Annotated in this window: 14 protein-coding genes; 11 read left to right on the forward strand and 3 right to left on the reverse strand. The window is 71.4% G+C overall.

Annotated elements, in window-relative coordinates:
* Positions 1 to 118: 118 nt before the first annotated feature.
* The 10 genes from BGK67_RS21705 (at position 119) to BGK67_RS36455 (ending at position 11527) form a co-directional block, all read left to right on the forward strand.
* Positions 119 to 1027 (forward strand): N-acetylneuraminate synthase family protein, encoded by a 909-nt coding sequence (locus BGK67_RS21705; protein ID WP_069921634.1) that lies wholly within the window; start codon positions 119 to 121, stop codon positions 1025 to 1027.
* Positions 1028 to 1069: 42 nt separating this feature from the next.
* Positions 1070 to 2254, forward strand: coding sequence for a hypothetical protein (locus tag BGK67_RS21710; RefSeq protein ID WP_107488835.1), 1185 nt, complete (start codon positions 1070 to 1072; stop codon positions 2252 to 2254).
* A gap of 137 nt (positions 2255 to 2391) precedes the next feature.
* Positions 2392 to 3636 (forward strand): amidohydrolase, encoded by a 1245-nt coding sequence (locus BGK67_RS21715; RefSeq protein ID WP_069921635.1) that lies wholly within the window; start codon positions 2392 to 2394, stop codon positions 3634 to 3636.
* A gap of 244 nt (positions 3637 to 3880) precedes the next feature.
* The gene (locus BGK67_RS21720; protein WP_069921636.1) at positions 3881 to 4933 is read left to right on the forward strand and encodes a BMP family lipoprotein; all 1053 of its coding nucleotides are present in this window, start codon (positions 3881 to 3883) and stop codon (positions 4931 to 4933) included.
* 144 nt (positions 4934 to 5077) lie between these two features.
* On the forward strand, positions 5078 to 6817 hold the full coding sequence (locus BGK67_RS21725) for an ABC transporter ATP-binding protein (RefSeq protein WP_432215467.1): 1740 nt from the start codon (positions 5078 to 5080) through the stop codon (positions 6815 to 6817).
* Positions 6814 to 7929, forward strand: a complete 1116-nt coding sequence (locus tag BGK67_RS21730) for an ABC transporter permease (RefSeq protein ID WP_069921637.1) — start codon at positions 6814 to 6816, stop codon at positions 7927 to 7929. The genes BGK67_RS21725 and BGK67_RS21730 overlap by 4 nt, the downstream gene beginning before the upstream one ends.
* On the forward strand, positions 7926 to 9191 hold the full coding sequence (locus tag BGK67_RS21735; protein WP_069921638.1) for an ABC transporter permease: 1266 nt from the start codon (positions 7926 to 7928) through the stop codon (positions 9189 to 9191). The genes BGK67_RS21730 and BGK67_RS21735 overlap by 4 nt, the downstream gene beginning before the upstream one ends.
* Positions 9188 to 9586: a cytidine deaminase gene (locus BGK67_RS21740; protein WP_069921639.1), complete on the forward strand. Its 399-nt coding sequence runs from the start codon at positions 9188 to 9190 to the stop codon at positions 9584 to 9586. Before BGK67_RS21735 ends, BGK67_RS21740 begins: the two co-directional genes overlap by 4 nt.
* An 88-nt stretch (positions 9587 to 9674) precedes the next feature.
* Positions 9675 to 10952 carry a thymidine phosphorylase gene (locus tag BGK67_RS21745; RefSeq protein ID WP_069921640.1) on the forward strand — a complete coding sequence of 426 codons (1278 nt, stop codon included), beginning with the start codon at positions 9675 to 9677 and terminating at the stop codon, positions 10950 to 10952.
* A gap of 233 nt (positions 10953 to 11185) precedes the next feature.
* Positions 11186 to 11527: an STAS domain-containing protein gene (locus BGK67_RS36455; RefSeq protein ID WP_244291286.1), complete on the forward strand. Its 342-nt coding sequence runs from the start codon at positions 11186 to 11188 to the stop codon at positions 11525 to 11527.
* Here BGK67_RS36455 and BGK67_RS21750 read toward each other — a convergent pair.
* The 3 genes from BGK67_RS21750 to BGK67_RS21760 all read right to left on the reverse strand — a co-directional run bounded on the left by BGK67_RS21750 (position 11414) and on the right by BGK67_RS21760 (position 14608).
* A complete protein-coding gene (locus tag BGK67_RS21750; RefSeq protein ID WP_069921641.1) occupies positions 11414 to 12421 on the reverse strand; it encodes a sigma-70 family RNA polymerase sigma factor in 1008 nt (335 codons plus the stop codon). The two genes, BGK67_RS36455 and BGK67_RS21750, sit on opposite strands and share 114 nt — an antisense overlap.
* A gap of 86 nt (positions 12422 to 12507) precedes the next feature.
* Positions 12508 to 13188 (reverse strand): L,D-transpeptidase family protein, encoded by a 681-nt coding sequence (locus tag BGK67_RS21755; protein WP_432215520.1) that lies wholly within the window; start codon positions 13186 to 13188, stop codon positions 12508 to 12510.
* 136 nt (positions 13189 to 13324) lie between these two features.
* Positions 13325 to 14608 (reverse strand): MFS transporter, encoded by a 1284-nt coding sequence (locus tag BGK67_RS21760; protein WP_069921643.1) that lies wholly within the window; start codon positions 14606 to 14608, stop codon positions 13325 to 13327.
* Positions 14609 to 14707: 99 nt separating this feature from the next.
* On the opposite strand from BGK67_RS21760, the gene BGK67_RS21765 reads away from it, so the two are divergent.
* Positions 14708 to 15646, forward strand: coding sequence for a LysR family transcriptional regulator (locus BGK67_RS21765; RefSeq protein WP_069921644.1), 939 nt, complete (start codon positions 14708 to 14710; stop codon positions 15644 to 15646).
* Positions 15647 to 15656: the final 10 nt, after the last annotated feature.

Below are 15656 nucleotides of genomic sequence, written 5' to 3' on the forward strand. Positions count from 1 at the left end.
ACACACCCCGCGCCGCACCCGACACACCCCGCGCCGCACCCGACACCCCCCGCGCCGCACCCGACACACCCCGCGCCGCACCCGCTCTCGTACCCCGCACCGAAGGACGCCACCTGTCATGACCGCCTCCCCCAACTCCCGCCTGCGCACCTTCGGACCGCGTACCGCGGGCCCCGGCCGGCCCGTGTACGTCGTCGGCGAGATCGGCATCAACCACAACGGCGACCTCGGCAACGCCTTCGCCCTGATCGACGCCGCCGCCGAAGCCGGCTGCGACGCCGTGAAGTTCCAGAAGCGCACCCCCGAGATCTGCACCCCGCGCGACCAGTGGGACATCGAGCGCGACACCCCCTGGGGCCGCATGACCTACATCGCCTACCGCCACAAGGTGGAGTTCGGCGAGGACGCGTACCGCGCCATCGACGAGCACTGCGCCACCCGCGGCATCGGCTGGTTCGCCTCCCCGTGGGACACCGAGGCCGTCGCCTTCCTGGAGAAGTTCGACCCGCCCGCCCACAAGGTGGCCTCCGCCTCGCTGACCGACGACGAGCTGCTGCGCGCCCTGCGCGCCACCGGCCGCACCGTCGTCCTGTCCACCGGCATGTCCACCCCGAAGCAGATCCGCCATGCGGTGGAGGTGCTCGGCAGCGACAACATCCTGCTCTGCCACGCCACTTCGACGTACCCGGCCAAGGCAGAGGAGCTCAACCTGCGGGTCATCAACACCCTCCAGGAGGAGTACCCCAACGTCCCGATCGGCTACTCCGGCCACGAGACGGGCCTGCAGACCACCTTGGCCGCCGTCGCCCTCGGTGCCGCCTTCGTCGAGCGCCACATCACCCTCGACCGCGCGATGTGGGGCTCCGACCAGGCCGCCTCCGTCGAGCCCGGCGGCCTCGCCCGCCTGGTCCGCGACATCCGCACCATCGAGACCGCCCTCGGCGACGGCGTCAAGCGGGTCTACGAGTCCGAGCTCGGCCCCATGAAGAAGCTCCGCCGCGTGCAGGGCGAGCTCGCCGCCGTCTGACCGCGGTCCGCCCCGCGGCCCACCCGAGATGAGGAGTACGCGGTGACCCCTTCCGGCCCCACGCTGGCGTTCGTCGAGAGCCCGGTCCAACTGCTCAACGTGCTGGAGTGGATCCACGCGCGCGCCGCCGACCCGGCGGACGGCCGTCCCCTGCTCGACGGCGTTCCCCGCCAGGTCCGGAGCGCGGGAGCACCGCGGGGCGGACCCGGGACCCGGTCCGCCGCGGGGCCCGACGCGGCCGGCGCCGGGCGGGTCCGGATCGTCGTACTGCCCCCCACCGACCCCATGTCCCGCGGCCAGCTGCGGCGGATGGCGGCGCTCGCCCGCGACGAGGGGCACGAGGTCCGCTGGCAGGAGGCGCGCGGCGGCCGGCTCGCGCCGCTGAAGGCGCTGGCCGCCCTCGCGGGCGACGTGCGCGCGGCGCACACGGTCGTCGTGGGCGACCCCTTCTCCCGCTACGTCCAGCTGCTGCTCACCCTGGTACGGGCCGAACGGCTCGTGGTGGTCGACGACGGCACCGCCACCATGGAGTTCATCGCCCAGACCGCCCGCGGCGAGCGCCTGGTCCGCTGGCACCGCGTGGGCGGCGGCGGACTCGTCGGCCGGGTGCGCGAACTGGCCTACGCACCGGTCTCCGCGACCGCCCGGCGCCGCTTCACGCCCGCCGAGGGCGGCGGCCGGCACGTCGAGGTGTTCAGCTCGATGCCCGTGACCGCCCACGGCGCGATGACGCTGCGGGTCAACGACTTCGCCTGGACCCGGGCCCGCTTCGGCCCGCCGCGCCTGACCAAGGGCACCGACCTGGTCGGCACCTCGCTCGTGGAGACGGGCGTGGTGGACCCGGCCCGCTACCTGGACGCGGTACGCGCCCTGACCCGGGTGCACGGCGCCACCCGCTACTTCGCGCACCGCCGGGAGTCCCCGGAGAAGCTGCGCACGCTGAGCGAGGCCACCGGGCTCGAGATCGTCCGTCCGGACCTGCCGCTGGAGCTGATCGCGCGGCGCGGCCCGGTCGGCCGGACCGTCGTCAGCTTTCCGTCCACCGTCGTCCACACCCTGCCGTACGCGCTGACCGGCACCGGCGTGACCGTGGCCGTATGCGATATCGACCCCGACTGGCTCACGGGGTCCGCCTCGCCGCGCGCCCGGGGCTTCCTCGCCGGGGTCGCCGAGAGCGCCCGCGATGTGCGCAGACTGCCCGCTCAGGCGGCTCGTGCGGCCGGATGAGCGGGCGAGTGTACCCCTGCACGCAAGCGGTCATGCGTCCAGAGGCCGGGTTTCTTTCCCCTAACGGCATGAACTTTTTGTGATCCTCAGCCAGTTGGGTCATTGGTGCGCCTACCCTTCAACAGGTGAACCAGTTGATGTCCCGCGAGTCCCAGACCGCCCAGCCCGCCGTGTCCGAGCGGCCCGAGCTGCCCGGCAAGCTTCCGGACCACCTGCGTGCCGAACTGATCGCCTTCCGCCGGGACTTGCACATGCACCCCGAGCTCGGACACCAGGAATTCCGCACCACGGCGGCGATCAAGGCCCGGCTCGAGAAGGCCGGCCTGCGCCCACGGGTGCTGCAGTCCGGCACCGGCCTGATCTGTGACGTGGGGACGTGGGACGGCATCCGGCCGATGCTGGCCCTGCGCGCGGACATCGACGCCCTGCCCATCCCGGACGCCAAGACGCACGTCTCGTACCGCTCGACCGCCCCGGACCGGGCCCACGCCTGCGGCCACGACGTGCACACCGCGATCGTGCTCGGCGCCGGACTGGTCCTCGCCGAGCTCGACCGCCAGGGCCTGCTGCCCCGCCCCGTGCGCCTGCTCTTCCAGCCCGCCGAGGAGGTGCTCCCGGGCGGGGCGACCGAGGCCATCGAGTCCGGGGTGCTGGACGGCGTGGGCAAGATGATCGCCGTGCACTGCGACCCCAGGGTCGACTCCGGGCGGATCGGCCTGCGGCCGGGCCCCATCACCTCCGCCTGCGACCGGCTGGAGGTCGCCCTCTCCGGCTCCGGCGGGCACACCGCGCGCCCGCACCTGACCACCGACCTGGTGACGGCCGCCGCCCGGGTGGCCGTGGACGTCCCGGCGCTGCTGGCCCGGCGGATGGACGCGCGCTCGGGGATGTCGGTCACCTGGGGCCGGATCGAGGCCGGGCACGCCTGCAACGTCATCCCGATGCACGCCGAGCTGTCCGGAACCGTACGGTGCCTGGACCTGAACGCCTGGCACGAGGCGCCGGACATGATCCACGCGGCCATCGACGAGGTCGCGACGATGCACGGGGCCAAGTTCGAGATCAACCACGTGCGCGGGGTGCCCCCGGTCGTCAACGACCCGGTGGTCACCGAACTGCTGCGCGAGGCGATGACGGTCCGCTGCGGCGCCGGGTCGGTGGAGGACACCGAGCAGAGCCTGGGCGGCGAGGACTTCTCCTGGTACCTGGAGCACGTCCCGGGCGCCATGGCCCGCCTCGGGGTCCGCCGGCCCGGCGACACCGCCAAGCACGACCTGCACCGGGGCGACTTCGACGTGGACGAGTCCGCGATCGCCGTCGGCGTCGAGTTCTTCACGGCCGCCGCGCTGCTCGACGCGCGGCGCGCCGGGGTCGTCAGGTAACGGCCGGGGGGGAAGGTCACACGGCCCCTCCGGTACAGCATCCCCGCTGATCGCGGCGGACGAGTCCAGCCCTTGGTACACAAGGGCTGGGCTCAAGACCAGTTACCGATCGGTCACTGTCCGGTTCGCGACGATCCGATAACGACTCATGAACGGGCCTTTAACTGACATCTACGCGCGTTACGATCGCCGCGAAACCAGCGCCGGTCGTGGCGCTTCGGTCAGGTTTTGAAGGAGCCTTCCCTTGCGCCGGATCACCAGGATCGCCACCGTGGGCCTCGCGTCCGCTGCGCTGGCCCTCTCGGCCACCGCCTGTGGCGGTAAGAAGTCGTCGGACGCCGGATCTTCGGACTCGAAGGAAGCCAGCGCCGCCATCGCGTACGACATCGGTGGCCGCGGCGACCAGTCGTTCAACGACGCCGCGTACGCCGGCCTGCAGAAGGCCGAGTCGGAGCTGCAGATCAAGGGCGCCGAGGCGGAGCCCACCGACGGCGAGGGCGAGGCCGACAAGGTCCAGCGCCTCACCGAGCTGGCCCGCAAGGGCAACAACCCGGTCATCGGCGTCGGTTTCGCCTACGCCCCGGCCATCAAGAAGGTCGCGCCGAAGTTCCCGGACACCACGTTCGGCATCATCGACGACACCTCGGTGACCGGCGCGAACATCGCCAACCTCGTCTTCAACGAGGAGCAGGGCTCCTACCTGGCCGGCGTCGCCGCCGCCAAGGTCTCCAAGACCGGCACGGTCGGCTTCATCGGCGGTGTCGAGGTTCCGCTGATCAAGAAGTTCGAGGCGGGCTTCGCCCAGGGCGTCAAGGACACCAACCCGAACGCCAAGGTGCTGTCCCAGTACCTGACCCAGCCGCCGAACTTCGACGGTTTCGCCAAGCCCGACCTCGGCAAGGCCGCCGCGCAGGGTCAGCTCGACGCGGGCGCCGACGTGGTCTACGCCGCCGCCGGTCTGGCCGGCTCCGGTGCCATCGAGGCCGCCTCGGCCAAGGGCAAGTGGGCCATCGGCGTCGACTCCGACCAGTACAACCAGGCCGGTCTGGCGAAGTACAAGGACGCCATCCTGACCTCGGTCACCAAGGACGTCTCGGACTCCGTCTACGACCTGATCAAGTCGGTCAAGGACGGCAAGCCGGCCACCGGTGAGATCCGCTACGGCCTGGACAAGGACGGCGTCGGCCTGGCCGACTCCAACCCGAAGTACAAGGAGATGGCCGACGTCATCGCCGCGGTGGAGAAGGCCAAGGCCGACATCATCTCCAAGAAGATCAACGTCAAGACCGCGCCGTAACACCGGTTCTGACAGGTCGTTCTGGTCTCCGGGGTCCGGGAAGCGGTCTCTATCGCTCCCGGGCCCCGAGCCGTGTTCCGTGTCGCTTGTGGCCGCTCGGCCGCAAGTTTTCACATCCGACAGTGCTACGCGCGTAGAAGCATCGTGGACGCGATACTTTCACTCCCCGCCCTGTCCCCCTGCCTCCCGCTCCTTCCGCGCCAAGGAGAGTGCGTCATCAACGCGTCCAGCCCGCCCCCCGCCGTAGAACTGCACGGCATCACCAAGCGCTTCCCCGGCGTCGTCGCCAACAAGGACATCGCGATCACCGTCCGCAAGGGCACGGTCCATGCCTTGATCGGCGAGAACGGCGCCGGCAAGTCGACCCTGATGAAGATCCTCTACGGCATGCAGAAGCCGGACGAGGGCACCATCGCGATCGACGGGGAGCAGGTCTCCTTCAGCAGCCCCGGCGACGCCATCGCCCGCGGCATCGGCATGGTGCACCAGCACTTCATGCTCGCCGACAACCTCACCGTCCTGGAGAACGTGGTCCTCGGCGGCGAGAAGCTGTACGGCATCGGCGCCAAGGCCCGCAAGAAGATCCAGGAGATCTCGGACGCCTACGGCCTGGGCGTACGTCCCGACGCCCTGGTCGAGGACCTCGGGGTCGCCGACCGCCAGCGCGTGGAGATCCTCAAGGTCCTCTACCGCGGCGCCAAGATCCTCATCCTCGACGAGCCGACCGCCGTGCTCGTGCCGCAGGAAGTGGACGCGCTCTTCGACAACCTGCGCGAGCTCAAGGCCGAGGGCCTCACCGTCATCTTCATCTCGCACAAGCTGGGCGAGGTGCTGAAGGTCGCCGACGACATCACCGTCATCCGGCGCGGCACCACGGTCGGCACCGCCGACCCGAAGACGGCCACCACCAAGCAGCTCGCCGAGCTGATGGTCGGCGCCGAACTGCCCTCGCCGGAGACCCGCGAGTCGACCGTGACGGACGTCGCGATGCTGACCGTGTCGGGCCTGACCCTCGTCGCGGGCGACTCCGTCGTCGGCGAGCCGGAGAGCCTGGCGCACGCGGCAGCGGAGGACTCCTACCTCCACGAGAAGGTCGAAGCCGGCCGCCTCCTGCTCAACGACGTCTCCTTCACCATCCACAAGGGCGAGGTCCTCGGCATCGCCGGTGTCGAGGGCAACGGCCAGACCGAGCTGATCGAAGCCCTGATGGGCATGACCACCCCCGACGCGGGCGTGGTCGTGCTGGACGGCGCCGACATCACCAGCGCCCCGGTCCGCAAGCGCCGCGTGGCCGGCATCGGCTACATCCCCGAGGACCGCCACCGGCACGGCCTGCTGCTGGAGTCCCCGCTGTGGGAGAACCGCATCCTCGGCCACGTCACCGAGGAGCCCAACTCCAAGCGCGGCGTCCTCGACATCAAGGCGGCCCGCAAGGACACCGAGCGGATCGTGCGCGAGTACGACGTCCGCACGCCCGGCATCGAGGTCACCGCGGCCTCGCTCTCCGGCGGCAACCAGCAGAAGCTGATCGTCGGCCGCGAGATGAGCCACAACCCGAAGTTCCTGATCGCCGCCCACCCCACCCGCGGTGTGGACGTCGGCGCGCAGGCGCAGATCTGGGACGCCATCCGCGAGGCCCGGCGCGAGGGCCTGGCCGTCCTGCTCATCTCCGCGGACCTGGACGAGCTCATCGGCCTGTCCGACACCCTGCGGGTGATCTACCGCGGCCGCCTGGTCGCCGACGCCGACCCCGCGACCGTCACCCCGGAGGAGCTCGGCACCGCCATGACGGGCGCCGCCTCCGGGCACCTGGAAGCAACCGACAACCACTCCGCCGCCGGTACCGAGCCCGGTACCGATGCACCGGAGGACGAGGCCCGATGAAGAAATTCGACAAGGACCGGCTGCTCCTCGGCTTGGCCGGGCCCGTGCTCGCCCTGGTCAGCGCCTTCCTGCTGACCGTGATCGTGCTGGCGGCGACGGGCATCGACCCGATCGAGCCGCTGCGCCTCATGGTGGAGAACGCCGCCTACGAGGACGTCCAGGTCCTCATCGTGAACCAGGCCGGCACGTACTACCTGGCGGCCCTGGCCGTGGCCATCGGCTTCAGGATGAACCTGTTCAACATCGGCGTCGACGGCCAGTACCGCCTCGCGGCGATGCTCTCCGCCGTGGTCGGTGCGGCCGTGACCCTGCCGGGTCCGCTGCACCTGCTGCTGATCATTTTCGTGGCGATGCTCGTCGGTGCCTTCTGGTCCGGCATCGCCGGCGTGCTCAAGGCCAAGCGCGGGGTCAGCGAGGTCGTCTCCACGATCATGCTGAACGCCATCGCGACCAGCCTGATCGCCTGGATGATGCTGCCGAAGAACCTGGGCGTCCAGCTCGAGGGCTCCAACGACCTGACCACCGGCGACATCGCCGAGTCGGGCTGGTTCCCGGCCGTGTCCCTCGGCGACGGCCTGGAGATCTACGGCTTCACCTTCGTGGCCTTCGCCCTCGGCGTCGTCTACTGGTTCGTGCTGAACCGGACCCGCTTCGGCTTCGACCTGCGCGCCACCGGCGCCAGCGAGTCCGCCGCGCAGGCCTCCGGGGTCGACGCCAAGAAGATGATCATCACCTCGATGCTCATCTCCGGCGCGGTCGCCGGCCTCGCCGGCATGCCGCAGCTGCTGGGCGAGACGCACACCTACAACCTGGCCTTCCCGGTCGGTGTCGGCTTCACCGGCATCACCATCGCGCTGCTCGGCCGCAACAGCCCGGTCGGCATCCTCTTCGCCGCGTTCCTTATGGCCTTCATCGACAAGGCCTCGGCCTCGCTCGACCAGGCCGGGTACGCGAAGGAGATCGGCACGATCATGAAGGGCCTGATCGTCATCGCGGTCGTCGTCTCGTACGAACTCGTCCGCCGCTACGGCATCCGGCGCCAGCAGCAGAAGGTCGGCGAGGAGCTCGCCGCCGGGCACGCCATCAAGACCGACAAGGAGGTCGCGGCGTGAGCACCAGCACTGTCTCCGCGACGGCCGCCGCCCCGAAGAAGTCCGGCGGCCGCAAGAAGCTCACCCTGCCCTGGATCATGCTGATCATCGCGGGCGGCCTCGCGCTGGTCTCGCTGGTCCGCCTGATCAGCGGGGCCGACGACCTGACCTCGGTCGGCCAGGTCTCCGGCGCCCTGTCCCTCGCCGTCCCGATCGGCCTCGCCGGCCTCGGCGGCCTGTGGGCCGAGCGCGCGGGCGTCGTCAACATCGGCCTCGAGGGCATGATGATCCTCGGCACCTGGTTCGGTGCCTGGGCCGGCTACCAGTGGGGTCCGTGGACCGGTGTGCTCGTCGGCATCGCCGGCGGCGCCCTGGGCGGCCTGCTGCACGCGATCATCACCGTCACGTTCAACGTCAACCACATCGTCTCCGGTGTGGCGATCAACATCCTGGCGCTGGGCTTCACCCAGTACCTGTCGAACTTCACCTTCGCCGAGGCGCCGGGCGGCTCCTCCAAGCAGTCGCCGCAGGTCGAGCCGATCTACAAGATCACGGTGCCGGGGCTGTCCGACTGGATGGCCGATCTCCAGGGCAAGCACTGGTTCTTCGTCTCGGACCTCGCCGGCGTCATCGGCGGCCTGGTCACCGAGCTCTCGCTGCTGACCATCGTCGCCCTGCTGCTGATCCCGGGCACCTGGTGGGTGCTGTGGCGGACCACCTTCGGTCTGCGGCTGCGCTCCTGCGGTGAGAACCCCGTCGCGGCGGAGTCCCTCGGCGTCAACGTCTACAAGTACAAGTACATCGCCGTGATCGTCTCGGGCGCGCTGGCGGGCCTCGGCGGCGTGTACCTGTCCGAGGTCGCCAGCCCCATCTACCAGGAGGGCCAGACCGGCGGCCGCGGCTACATCGGTCTCGCCGCCATGATCTTCGGCAATTGGATGCCGGGCGGCATGGCGCTGGGCGCGGGCCTGTTCGGCTTCATCGACAGCCTCAAGCTGCGCGGCGGCGCCACGAACGTCCACGCGATGCTGCTGCTGATCGCGATCGTGCTGGTGCTGGTCTGCGTCTGGCAGCTGTACAAGAAGAAGTACCTCCAGGCCGGCATCTCCGCGGCCTGCGCCGCGCTGCTCTTCGTCTGGTACGTGCTCACCGACCAGGTGCCCAGCCAGTTCGTGGACGCCGCCCCGTACGTGACCACCCTGCTGGTGCTCGCCCTGTCGGCGCAGCGGCTGCGGATGCCCAAGGCGGACGGGATGCCCTACCGCAAGGGCCAGGGCAAGTGACGAGCGCGCCCACCGTCGACTGGGAGGCCCTGCGCGAGGCCGCCCGGGACGCCATGTCCCGGGCCTACGCCCCGTACTCGGGCTTCCCGGTCGGTGTCGCCGCCCTGGTCGAGGACGGCCGGACCGTCGTCGGCTGCAACGTCGAGAACGCGAGCTACGGGCTCAGCCTGTGCGCCGAGTGCGGCCTGGTGTCCTCCCTCCAGGCCACGGGCGGGGGCCGGCTGACGCACTTCACCTGCGTCGACGGCCGGGGCGAGATCCTCGTCCCGTGCGGCCGCTGCCGGCAGCTGCTCTTCGAATTCGGCGGCCCGGAACTGCTGGTGGAAACCCCGAAGGGGATCCTTCCGCTGGCGGAGATGCTGCCGCAGGCCTTCGGGCCGGACCACTTGAGATAGCCGTGCCGACGGCCCTCCGCCTGCCCGGGCGGAGGGCCGTCGTACTTCCGCAAACCCCTCTCTCTATGCGCGTAGAAGGAAGCACCACATGGACGTCATCTCCGTCATCCGGACCAAGCGGGACCGCGGTGAGCTGAGCCCCGAGCAGATCGACTGGGTCATCGACGCGTACACCCGCGGTGTCGTCGCCGACGAGCAGATGTCGGCGCTGGCGATGGCCATCCTGCTCAACGGGATGAACCGGACCGAGATCGCCCGCTGGACGGCGGCGATGATCGCCTCCGGCGAGCGCATGAACTTCGACTCCCTCACCCGCCCCACCGCCGACAAGCACTCCACCGGCGGCGTCGGCGACAAGATCACGCTGCCGCTGGCCCCGCTCGTCGCCGCGTGCGGCGCGGCCGTGCCGCAGCTGTCCGGCCGCGGGCTCGGCCACACCGGCGGCACCCTGGACAAGCTGGAGTCCATCCCCGGCTGGCGCGCCCTGCTGTCCAACGAGGAGATGCTGCACGTCCTCGACACCACCGGCGCGGTCATCTGCGCGGCGGGCGACGGCCTGGCCCCGGCGGACAAGAAGCTCTACGCGCTGCGCGACGTGACCGGCACGGTCGAGGCCATCCCGCTGATCGCCTCCTCGATCATGTCGAAGAAGATCGCCGAGGGCACGGGCTCGCTCGTCCTCGACGTCAAGGTCGGCAGCGGCGCCTTCATGAAGAACATCGAGGACGCGCGCGAGCTGGCGCGGACCATGGTGGGCCTGGGCACCGACTCGGGCGTCAAGACGGTCGCCCTGCTCACCGACATGTCCACCCCGCTCGGTCTGACGGCCGGAAACGCGCTGGAGGTCCGCGAGTCGGTGGAGGTCCTCGCGGGCGGCGGCCCGGCGGACGTGGTCGAGCTGACCATCGCCCTGGCCAAGGAGATGCTGGACGCCGCGGGCATCAAGGACGCCGACCCGGCGAAGGCCCTCGCCGACGGCTCCGCGATGGACCACTGGCGCCGGATGATCGCGGCCCAGGGCGGCGACCCGGACGCGGCCCTGCCCGTGGCCCGCGAGCAGCACGTCGTCACCGCCTCGGCCTCGGGCGTCCTGACCCGCCTCGACGCGTACGCGGTGGGCGTCGGCGCCTGGCGCCTGGGCGCGGGCCGCGCCCGCAAGGAGGACCCGGTGCAGGCGGGCGCGGGCATCGAGCTCCACGCGAAGCCGGGCGACACGGTGACCGCGGGCCAGCCCCTGATGACCCTGCACACGGACACCCCGGAGAAGTTCGAGTACGCCCTGGCCTCCCTGGACGGCTCGTACGACGTCGCCCCGGCGGGCACGGCCTTCTCCGCCACGCCGATCGTGCTGGACCGCATCGCCTGACCTGCGGCTCCTCATTCGGGTGAACGGGACTGGCAGACCCCTGCCGGTCCCGTTCGGCATTGCCGGGATCGGTGACGCCTCGAACGCTGCGCACGACCGCATTGCGAAGGCCGCGGGACACGCGCACGCCGGTGTGCCGCTGTACCTTCCCATCGACGCATTCCGTATTCCCCACTCCCCGAGGTGACCGTCCGACGCCGATGAGTTCGCGGCGGCGGGGGAGTCATCCTCTCGTGGAAGTCAAACGACTGGTGCTGCCCGGACCCGGCGCCGACGAGCAGGACACGGCGCGGCTGTGCGCGCGGCTGGCGCGGCTGTACGCGGACGGGGCGACCACGGTGGTGTGTGACGCCACCGCGATCACCGCGCCGGGCCTGGCCGTTGTGGAGGCCCTCGCCCGGCTGCGGCTGACCGCCCGAGGTCACGGCGGGGGCTTCGCCGTCACCGGCGCCGGCCCTCCGCTACGCGCCCTGCTCCACCTCGTAGGCCTCGTCGAGCTGCTCGGGGAGCCCGAAGAGGGGGAACCAGCGGGCGGTGTCCAGGAAGGCGTTGAGCCCGACGATCTTGCCGTCTGAGATCTCCAGGACCTGGAGCGCCCACGGGGTGTGGCCCTTCCCGGAGGCCGCCGGCCGGTACTGGCCGAAGGCCGGCATCCCGTTCGCCGTCGTCGGGACCAGGCGCGAGCCCTTGCAGCCGATGCCCTGGTTCAGGTGCCAGGCGGCGATGTCCTCGTGACCCCGCAGCCACAGGTCGAACGGCGGCATCGACAGCACCGCGTCCTCGTGCAGCAGCGCGGTGAGCCGCGAGATGTCATACGCCTCGAAGGCCGACAGGTACTGCTCCAGCAGCTTCGCCTGGTCGGCGTCCAGCGGGTCCGCGGGGTCGCTGTCGCGGATCCCGTGCGCGGCCAGCGTGGCCCGCGCCCGCTGCAGCGCGCTGTTCACCGAGGCCACCGTGGTCTCCAGCAGCGTCGCGACCTCGTCGGCCTTCCAGGCCAGCACCTCGCGCAGGATCAGCACCGCCCGCTGCTTCGCCGGCAGGTGCTGCAGGGCCGCGACGAACGCGAGGCGGACGGACTCCTTCGCCAGCGCCATCTCCGCGGGGTCGGCGCTCTGCGGCAGCACCCGGCCGTCGGGGACCGGCTCCAGCCAGGTCACCTCCGGCCGCTCGTTCAGCACCGCGGAGGCCTGGTGCTGCGGGGCGCTCAGGTCCATCGGCCGGGCCCGCTTGTTCCCCGCGTTCAGCAGGTCCAGGCAGACGTTGGTGGCGATCCGGTAGAGCCAGGACCGCAGCGAGGAGCGGCCCTCGAACTTCTCGAAGCTGCGCCAGGCGCGGATGTACGTGTCCTGCACCGCGTCCTCGGCGTCGAAGGACGAGCCGAGCATCCGGTAGCAGTAGCCGGTCAGCTCGACCCGGTAGCGGTCCAGCGCGCTGTCGAGGTCCGTCGGTGTCGTCGCGAGGTCACTCATGGCTGTCGTCGCCCCCAGGTAGGTCCACTCCTTCGGAACCTACCGGAGGGGTCCGACAACGGCAGCCGGAACGGCCGCACCACCCGTCACGTGCCGGGTTTGCGCCCGTAGACGTAGACGTCCTCGCCCTTGCCGAGCAGGTTCCAGTACGCCTTGGCGTCGGCGGAGCGCATGTTCACGCAGCCGCCCGAGCCGGGCGGGTTCCACATGCTCTTGGCGGTCGAGTGGAAGGCGATGCCGCCGTCGAAGAACTGCGCGTACGGCATCGACACGTGGTAGACCGTCGACCAGTGGTCGACGCTGCGGTGGTAGATCTTCTTCAGGCCGGTCCGGGTCTCCGTGCCGTCCTTGCCGGTGCGGACCGGGACGGGACCGTACTTCAGGGTGGCGCCGTCCTGGATCCAGCTGAGCTGGCGCGTCAGGTCGACGCAGGCGATCCGCCCCCGGTTCACCGGGCAGTGGCCCGCCTTGTTCGGCGTGCGGCCCGCCGCCCGCTGGGCCAGCATCGTGTTCATCGCCTGCCAGGTCAGCGGCCCCGCGTACCCCTGCGTCGGGGTGATCCCGTGGCTCGACTGGAACGACCTGATCGCCCTGCAGTCGGCCGCCGACTGCCGCCCGTCCGCCGGCCGTCCCAGGAACTGCTCCACCTGCCGCTGGTACGGCCCCGTGCCGAGGTTGCACGACGCGGCCCCGGCCGGCCCGCCTCCCGCGACCACCAGCGGCAGCGCCAGCGCCACCGCCCCGCCGAACACCGCAGCCGCGCGCATGCGCGTCCCCATGGCACCCTCCCCTTTTCCGCCCCGCATCCGTTCACCGTGTTGAATGCCCGGAAAACCGACACCAGTTGCCTCGGGGGAGACGTATTTCCCGACCGATTCCCAGCCGCTGTCCCGCGGCCGCCCCTCAGCGCACGGTCGCGGCCGAAGCCGGCACGCGCCGCTCCGCGCGGGCCGCGTGGGACCCGTACAGAGTGATCGAGACGACGCCGAGCACGGCCAGCAGCGCGATGCCCACCGTCGCCGCCCATCCCGCCGAGTGGTAGGCGAGGGCGCCCAAGGTGCCGCCCGCGCTGGAGCCCAGGTAGTACGCCGACTGGTAGAGCGCCGAGGCCTGCGCACGGCCCGTGCGCGCCGTCCGGCTCGCCGCGGCCGAGGCCACCGCGTGCCCCGCGAAGAAGCCGGCCGTGATCAGGACCAGCCCGAGCAGGATCGCCGCCAGGGACCCGGACAGCGACAGCAGCAGCCCGAGCGCGGTGGTGGCCACGGCCAGGTACAGCGCGCCGCGCCGCCCCGTGCGGGCCACCAGCTGCCCGGCCGCCGCCGAGGAGACCGTGCCCACCAGGTAGATCAGGAAGACCGACCCGACCACGCCCTGCCCGAGCGAGAACGGCTCGTCCACCAGCCGGTAGCCGATGACGGTGTACACGGCGCCGAAGACGGTCATGAACAGCGCGCCGATCCCGTACAGCCGCAGCAGCAGCGGATCGCGCAGGTGACCGGCGACGGTACGGCCCACCGCCCGCGGGTTCGGCGAAGCCGGCCGGAAGAACCGCGCCCGGGGCAGCAGCACCAGGAAGGCCGCCGCGCAGACCAGCGCCATCAGCCCGACGGTCAGCAGACCCGCCCGCCAGCCGCCGAACTGCGCTCCCCAGCCGGTGACGAGGCGGCCGCTCATCCCGCCGACGGAGTTGCCCGCCACGAACAGCCCGATCGCACCGACCAGGGCCCTCGGCTCGACCTCCTCCGCCAGGTACGCCATCGCGGAGGCCGGGATCCCGGCGATCGCCGCGCCCTGCACGGCCCGCAGGGCCACCAGCCACTCGAGGTTCGGCGCGAAGGGCACCAGCAGGCCGACGCCCACGGCCACGACCATCGACCAGGTCATCATCCGGGTGCGCCCGAACCGCTCGGACAGCGCGCTCAGCGGCAGGACGAACAGGGCGAGCGCCCCGGTGGCCGCGGACACCGTCCAGCTGGCGTGGCCCGCCGTCACCCCGAACCCGTCGGAGATCGCGGGCAGCAGCGCCTGGGTGGAGTAGAGGAGGGCGAAGGTGGCGAGTCCGGCGGCGAAGAGCGCGAGGCTCATCCGGCGGTAGCCGGGGCGGCCGGGGGAGTGCGGTTCGGGCAGCGCAGACGACGGGGTGGAGGCACCTGGGATGACAGGTGCCCCGGTATGAACGGGAGGCATACGTCGAAGGTAGGCCCCGCCTTTTTGATGCGTCCAATGCACGGATTCGCCATAATCGTTCCACTCACGCATCAGCACAGCTCAGGGCGGCGCCTGTCAATGAACCGTTACGAAGAAGACGCGTCCGTGACACATCTGCTGGCCCCCCGGCTCGCGTACTTCGCGGCCGTCGCACGGCACGAGCACGTCACCCGCGCCGCCCACGAACTGGGCGTCCCCCAGTCGACGTTGTCGCGGGCCATGGTCCGCCTCGAACAGGACCTGGGCGTCACGCTGTTCGCCCGCAAGGGCCGAACCGTCGCCCTGACCACGGCCGGCCGCACCTTCCTGGCCTCCGCCGAACAGGCCCTGGACGGGATCGCCCGCGCCGCCGAATCCGTCCAGCAGGACGCCGACCCGTCCTTCGGCAAGGTCGCCTTCGGCTTCCTGCACACCCTGGGCCCCGAGACCGTACCCGGCCTCATCCGCGCCTTCCGCGCCGACCACCCGCGCGTGCGCTTCTCCCTGGTCCAGAACTACGGCGAAGCCATGCTGGAGCGGCTGCGCGCCGGCGAGCTCGACCTCTGCCTCACCTCGCCGCTGCCCGACGCCCCCGACCTCGTCGCCCGCCGGCTCGACGAACAGCGGCTGCGCCTGGTCGTCCCCGACGACCACCGCCTCGCGGGCCGCAAGCGCATCCGCCTCGCCGAGGCCGCCGAGGAAGCCTTCGTCACCCTGGAACCCGGCTACGGCCTGCGCCGCATCACCGACGACCTGTGCGCGGAGGCGGGGTTCGCTCCCCGGGTGGCCTTCGAGGGAGAGGAGGCCGAGACCCTGCGCGGCCTGGTCGCCGCCGGTCTGGGCGTGGCCCTGCTGCCGCCGCCGGCCGTGGCCCGCCCGGGGGTCGTCGAACTGACGGTCACCGCCCCGCGCGCCGTCCGCGAGATCGGCCTCGCCTGGCTGGACGGCCACCCCGACACCCCGCCGGTGGCGGAGTTCAAACGCTTCCTGCTGTCCCGCCGGGGCCGCCTGATCCCGGAACTCGGGCCGCCCGCCTAGTGCTGTGACC

The organism is Streptomyces subrutilus (assembly GCF_001746425.1).
Classification (GTDB): domain Bacteria; phylum Actinomycetota; class Actinomycetes; order Streptomycetales; family Streptomycetaceae; genus Streptomyces; species Streptomyces subrutilus_A.

What these genes read in the sequence shown, in the direction of transcription:
- BGK67_RS21705 (WP_069921634.1), top strand. Translation starts at nt 119, where the DNA reads ATGACCGCCTCCCCCAACTCCCGCCTGCGCACCTTCGGACCGCGTACC.
- BGK67_RS21715 (WP_069921635.1), top strand. Translation starts at nt 2,392, where the DNA reads ATGTCCCGCGAGTCCCAGACCGCCCAGCCCGCCGTGTCCGAGCGGCCC.
- BGK67_RS21730 (WP_069921637.1), top strand. Translation starts at nt 6,814, where the DNA reads ATGAAGAAATTCGACAAGGACCGGCTGCTCCTCGGCTTGGCCGGGCCC.
- BGK67_RS21745 (WP_069921640.1), top strand. Translation starts at nt 9,675, where the DNA reads ATGGACGTCATCTCCGTCATCCGGACCAAGCGGGACCGCGGTGAGCTG.
- BGK67_RS21750 (WP_069921641.1), bottom strand. Translation starts at nt 12,421, where the DNA reads ATGAGTGACCTCGCGACGACACCGACGGACCTCGACAGCGCGCTGGAC.
- BGK67_RS21755 (WP_432215520.1), bottom strand. Translation starts at nt 13,188, where the DNA reads ATGCGCGCGGCTGCGGTGTTCGGCGGGGCGGTGGCGCTGGCGCTGCCG.
- BGK67_RS21760 (WP_069921643.1), bottom strand. Translation starts at nt 14,608, where the DNA reads ATGCCTCCCGTTCATACCGGGGCACCTGTCATCCCAGGTGCCTCCACC.
- BGK67_RS21765 (WP_069921644.1), top strand. Translation starts at nt 14,708, where the DNA reads ATGAACCGTTACGAAGAAGACGCGTCCGTGACACATCTGCTGGCCCCC.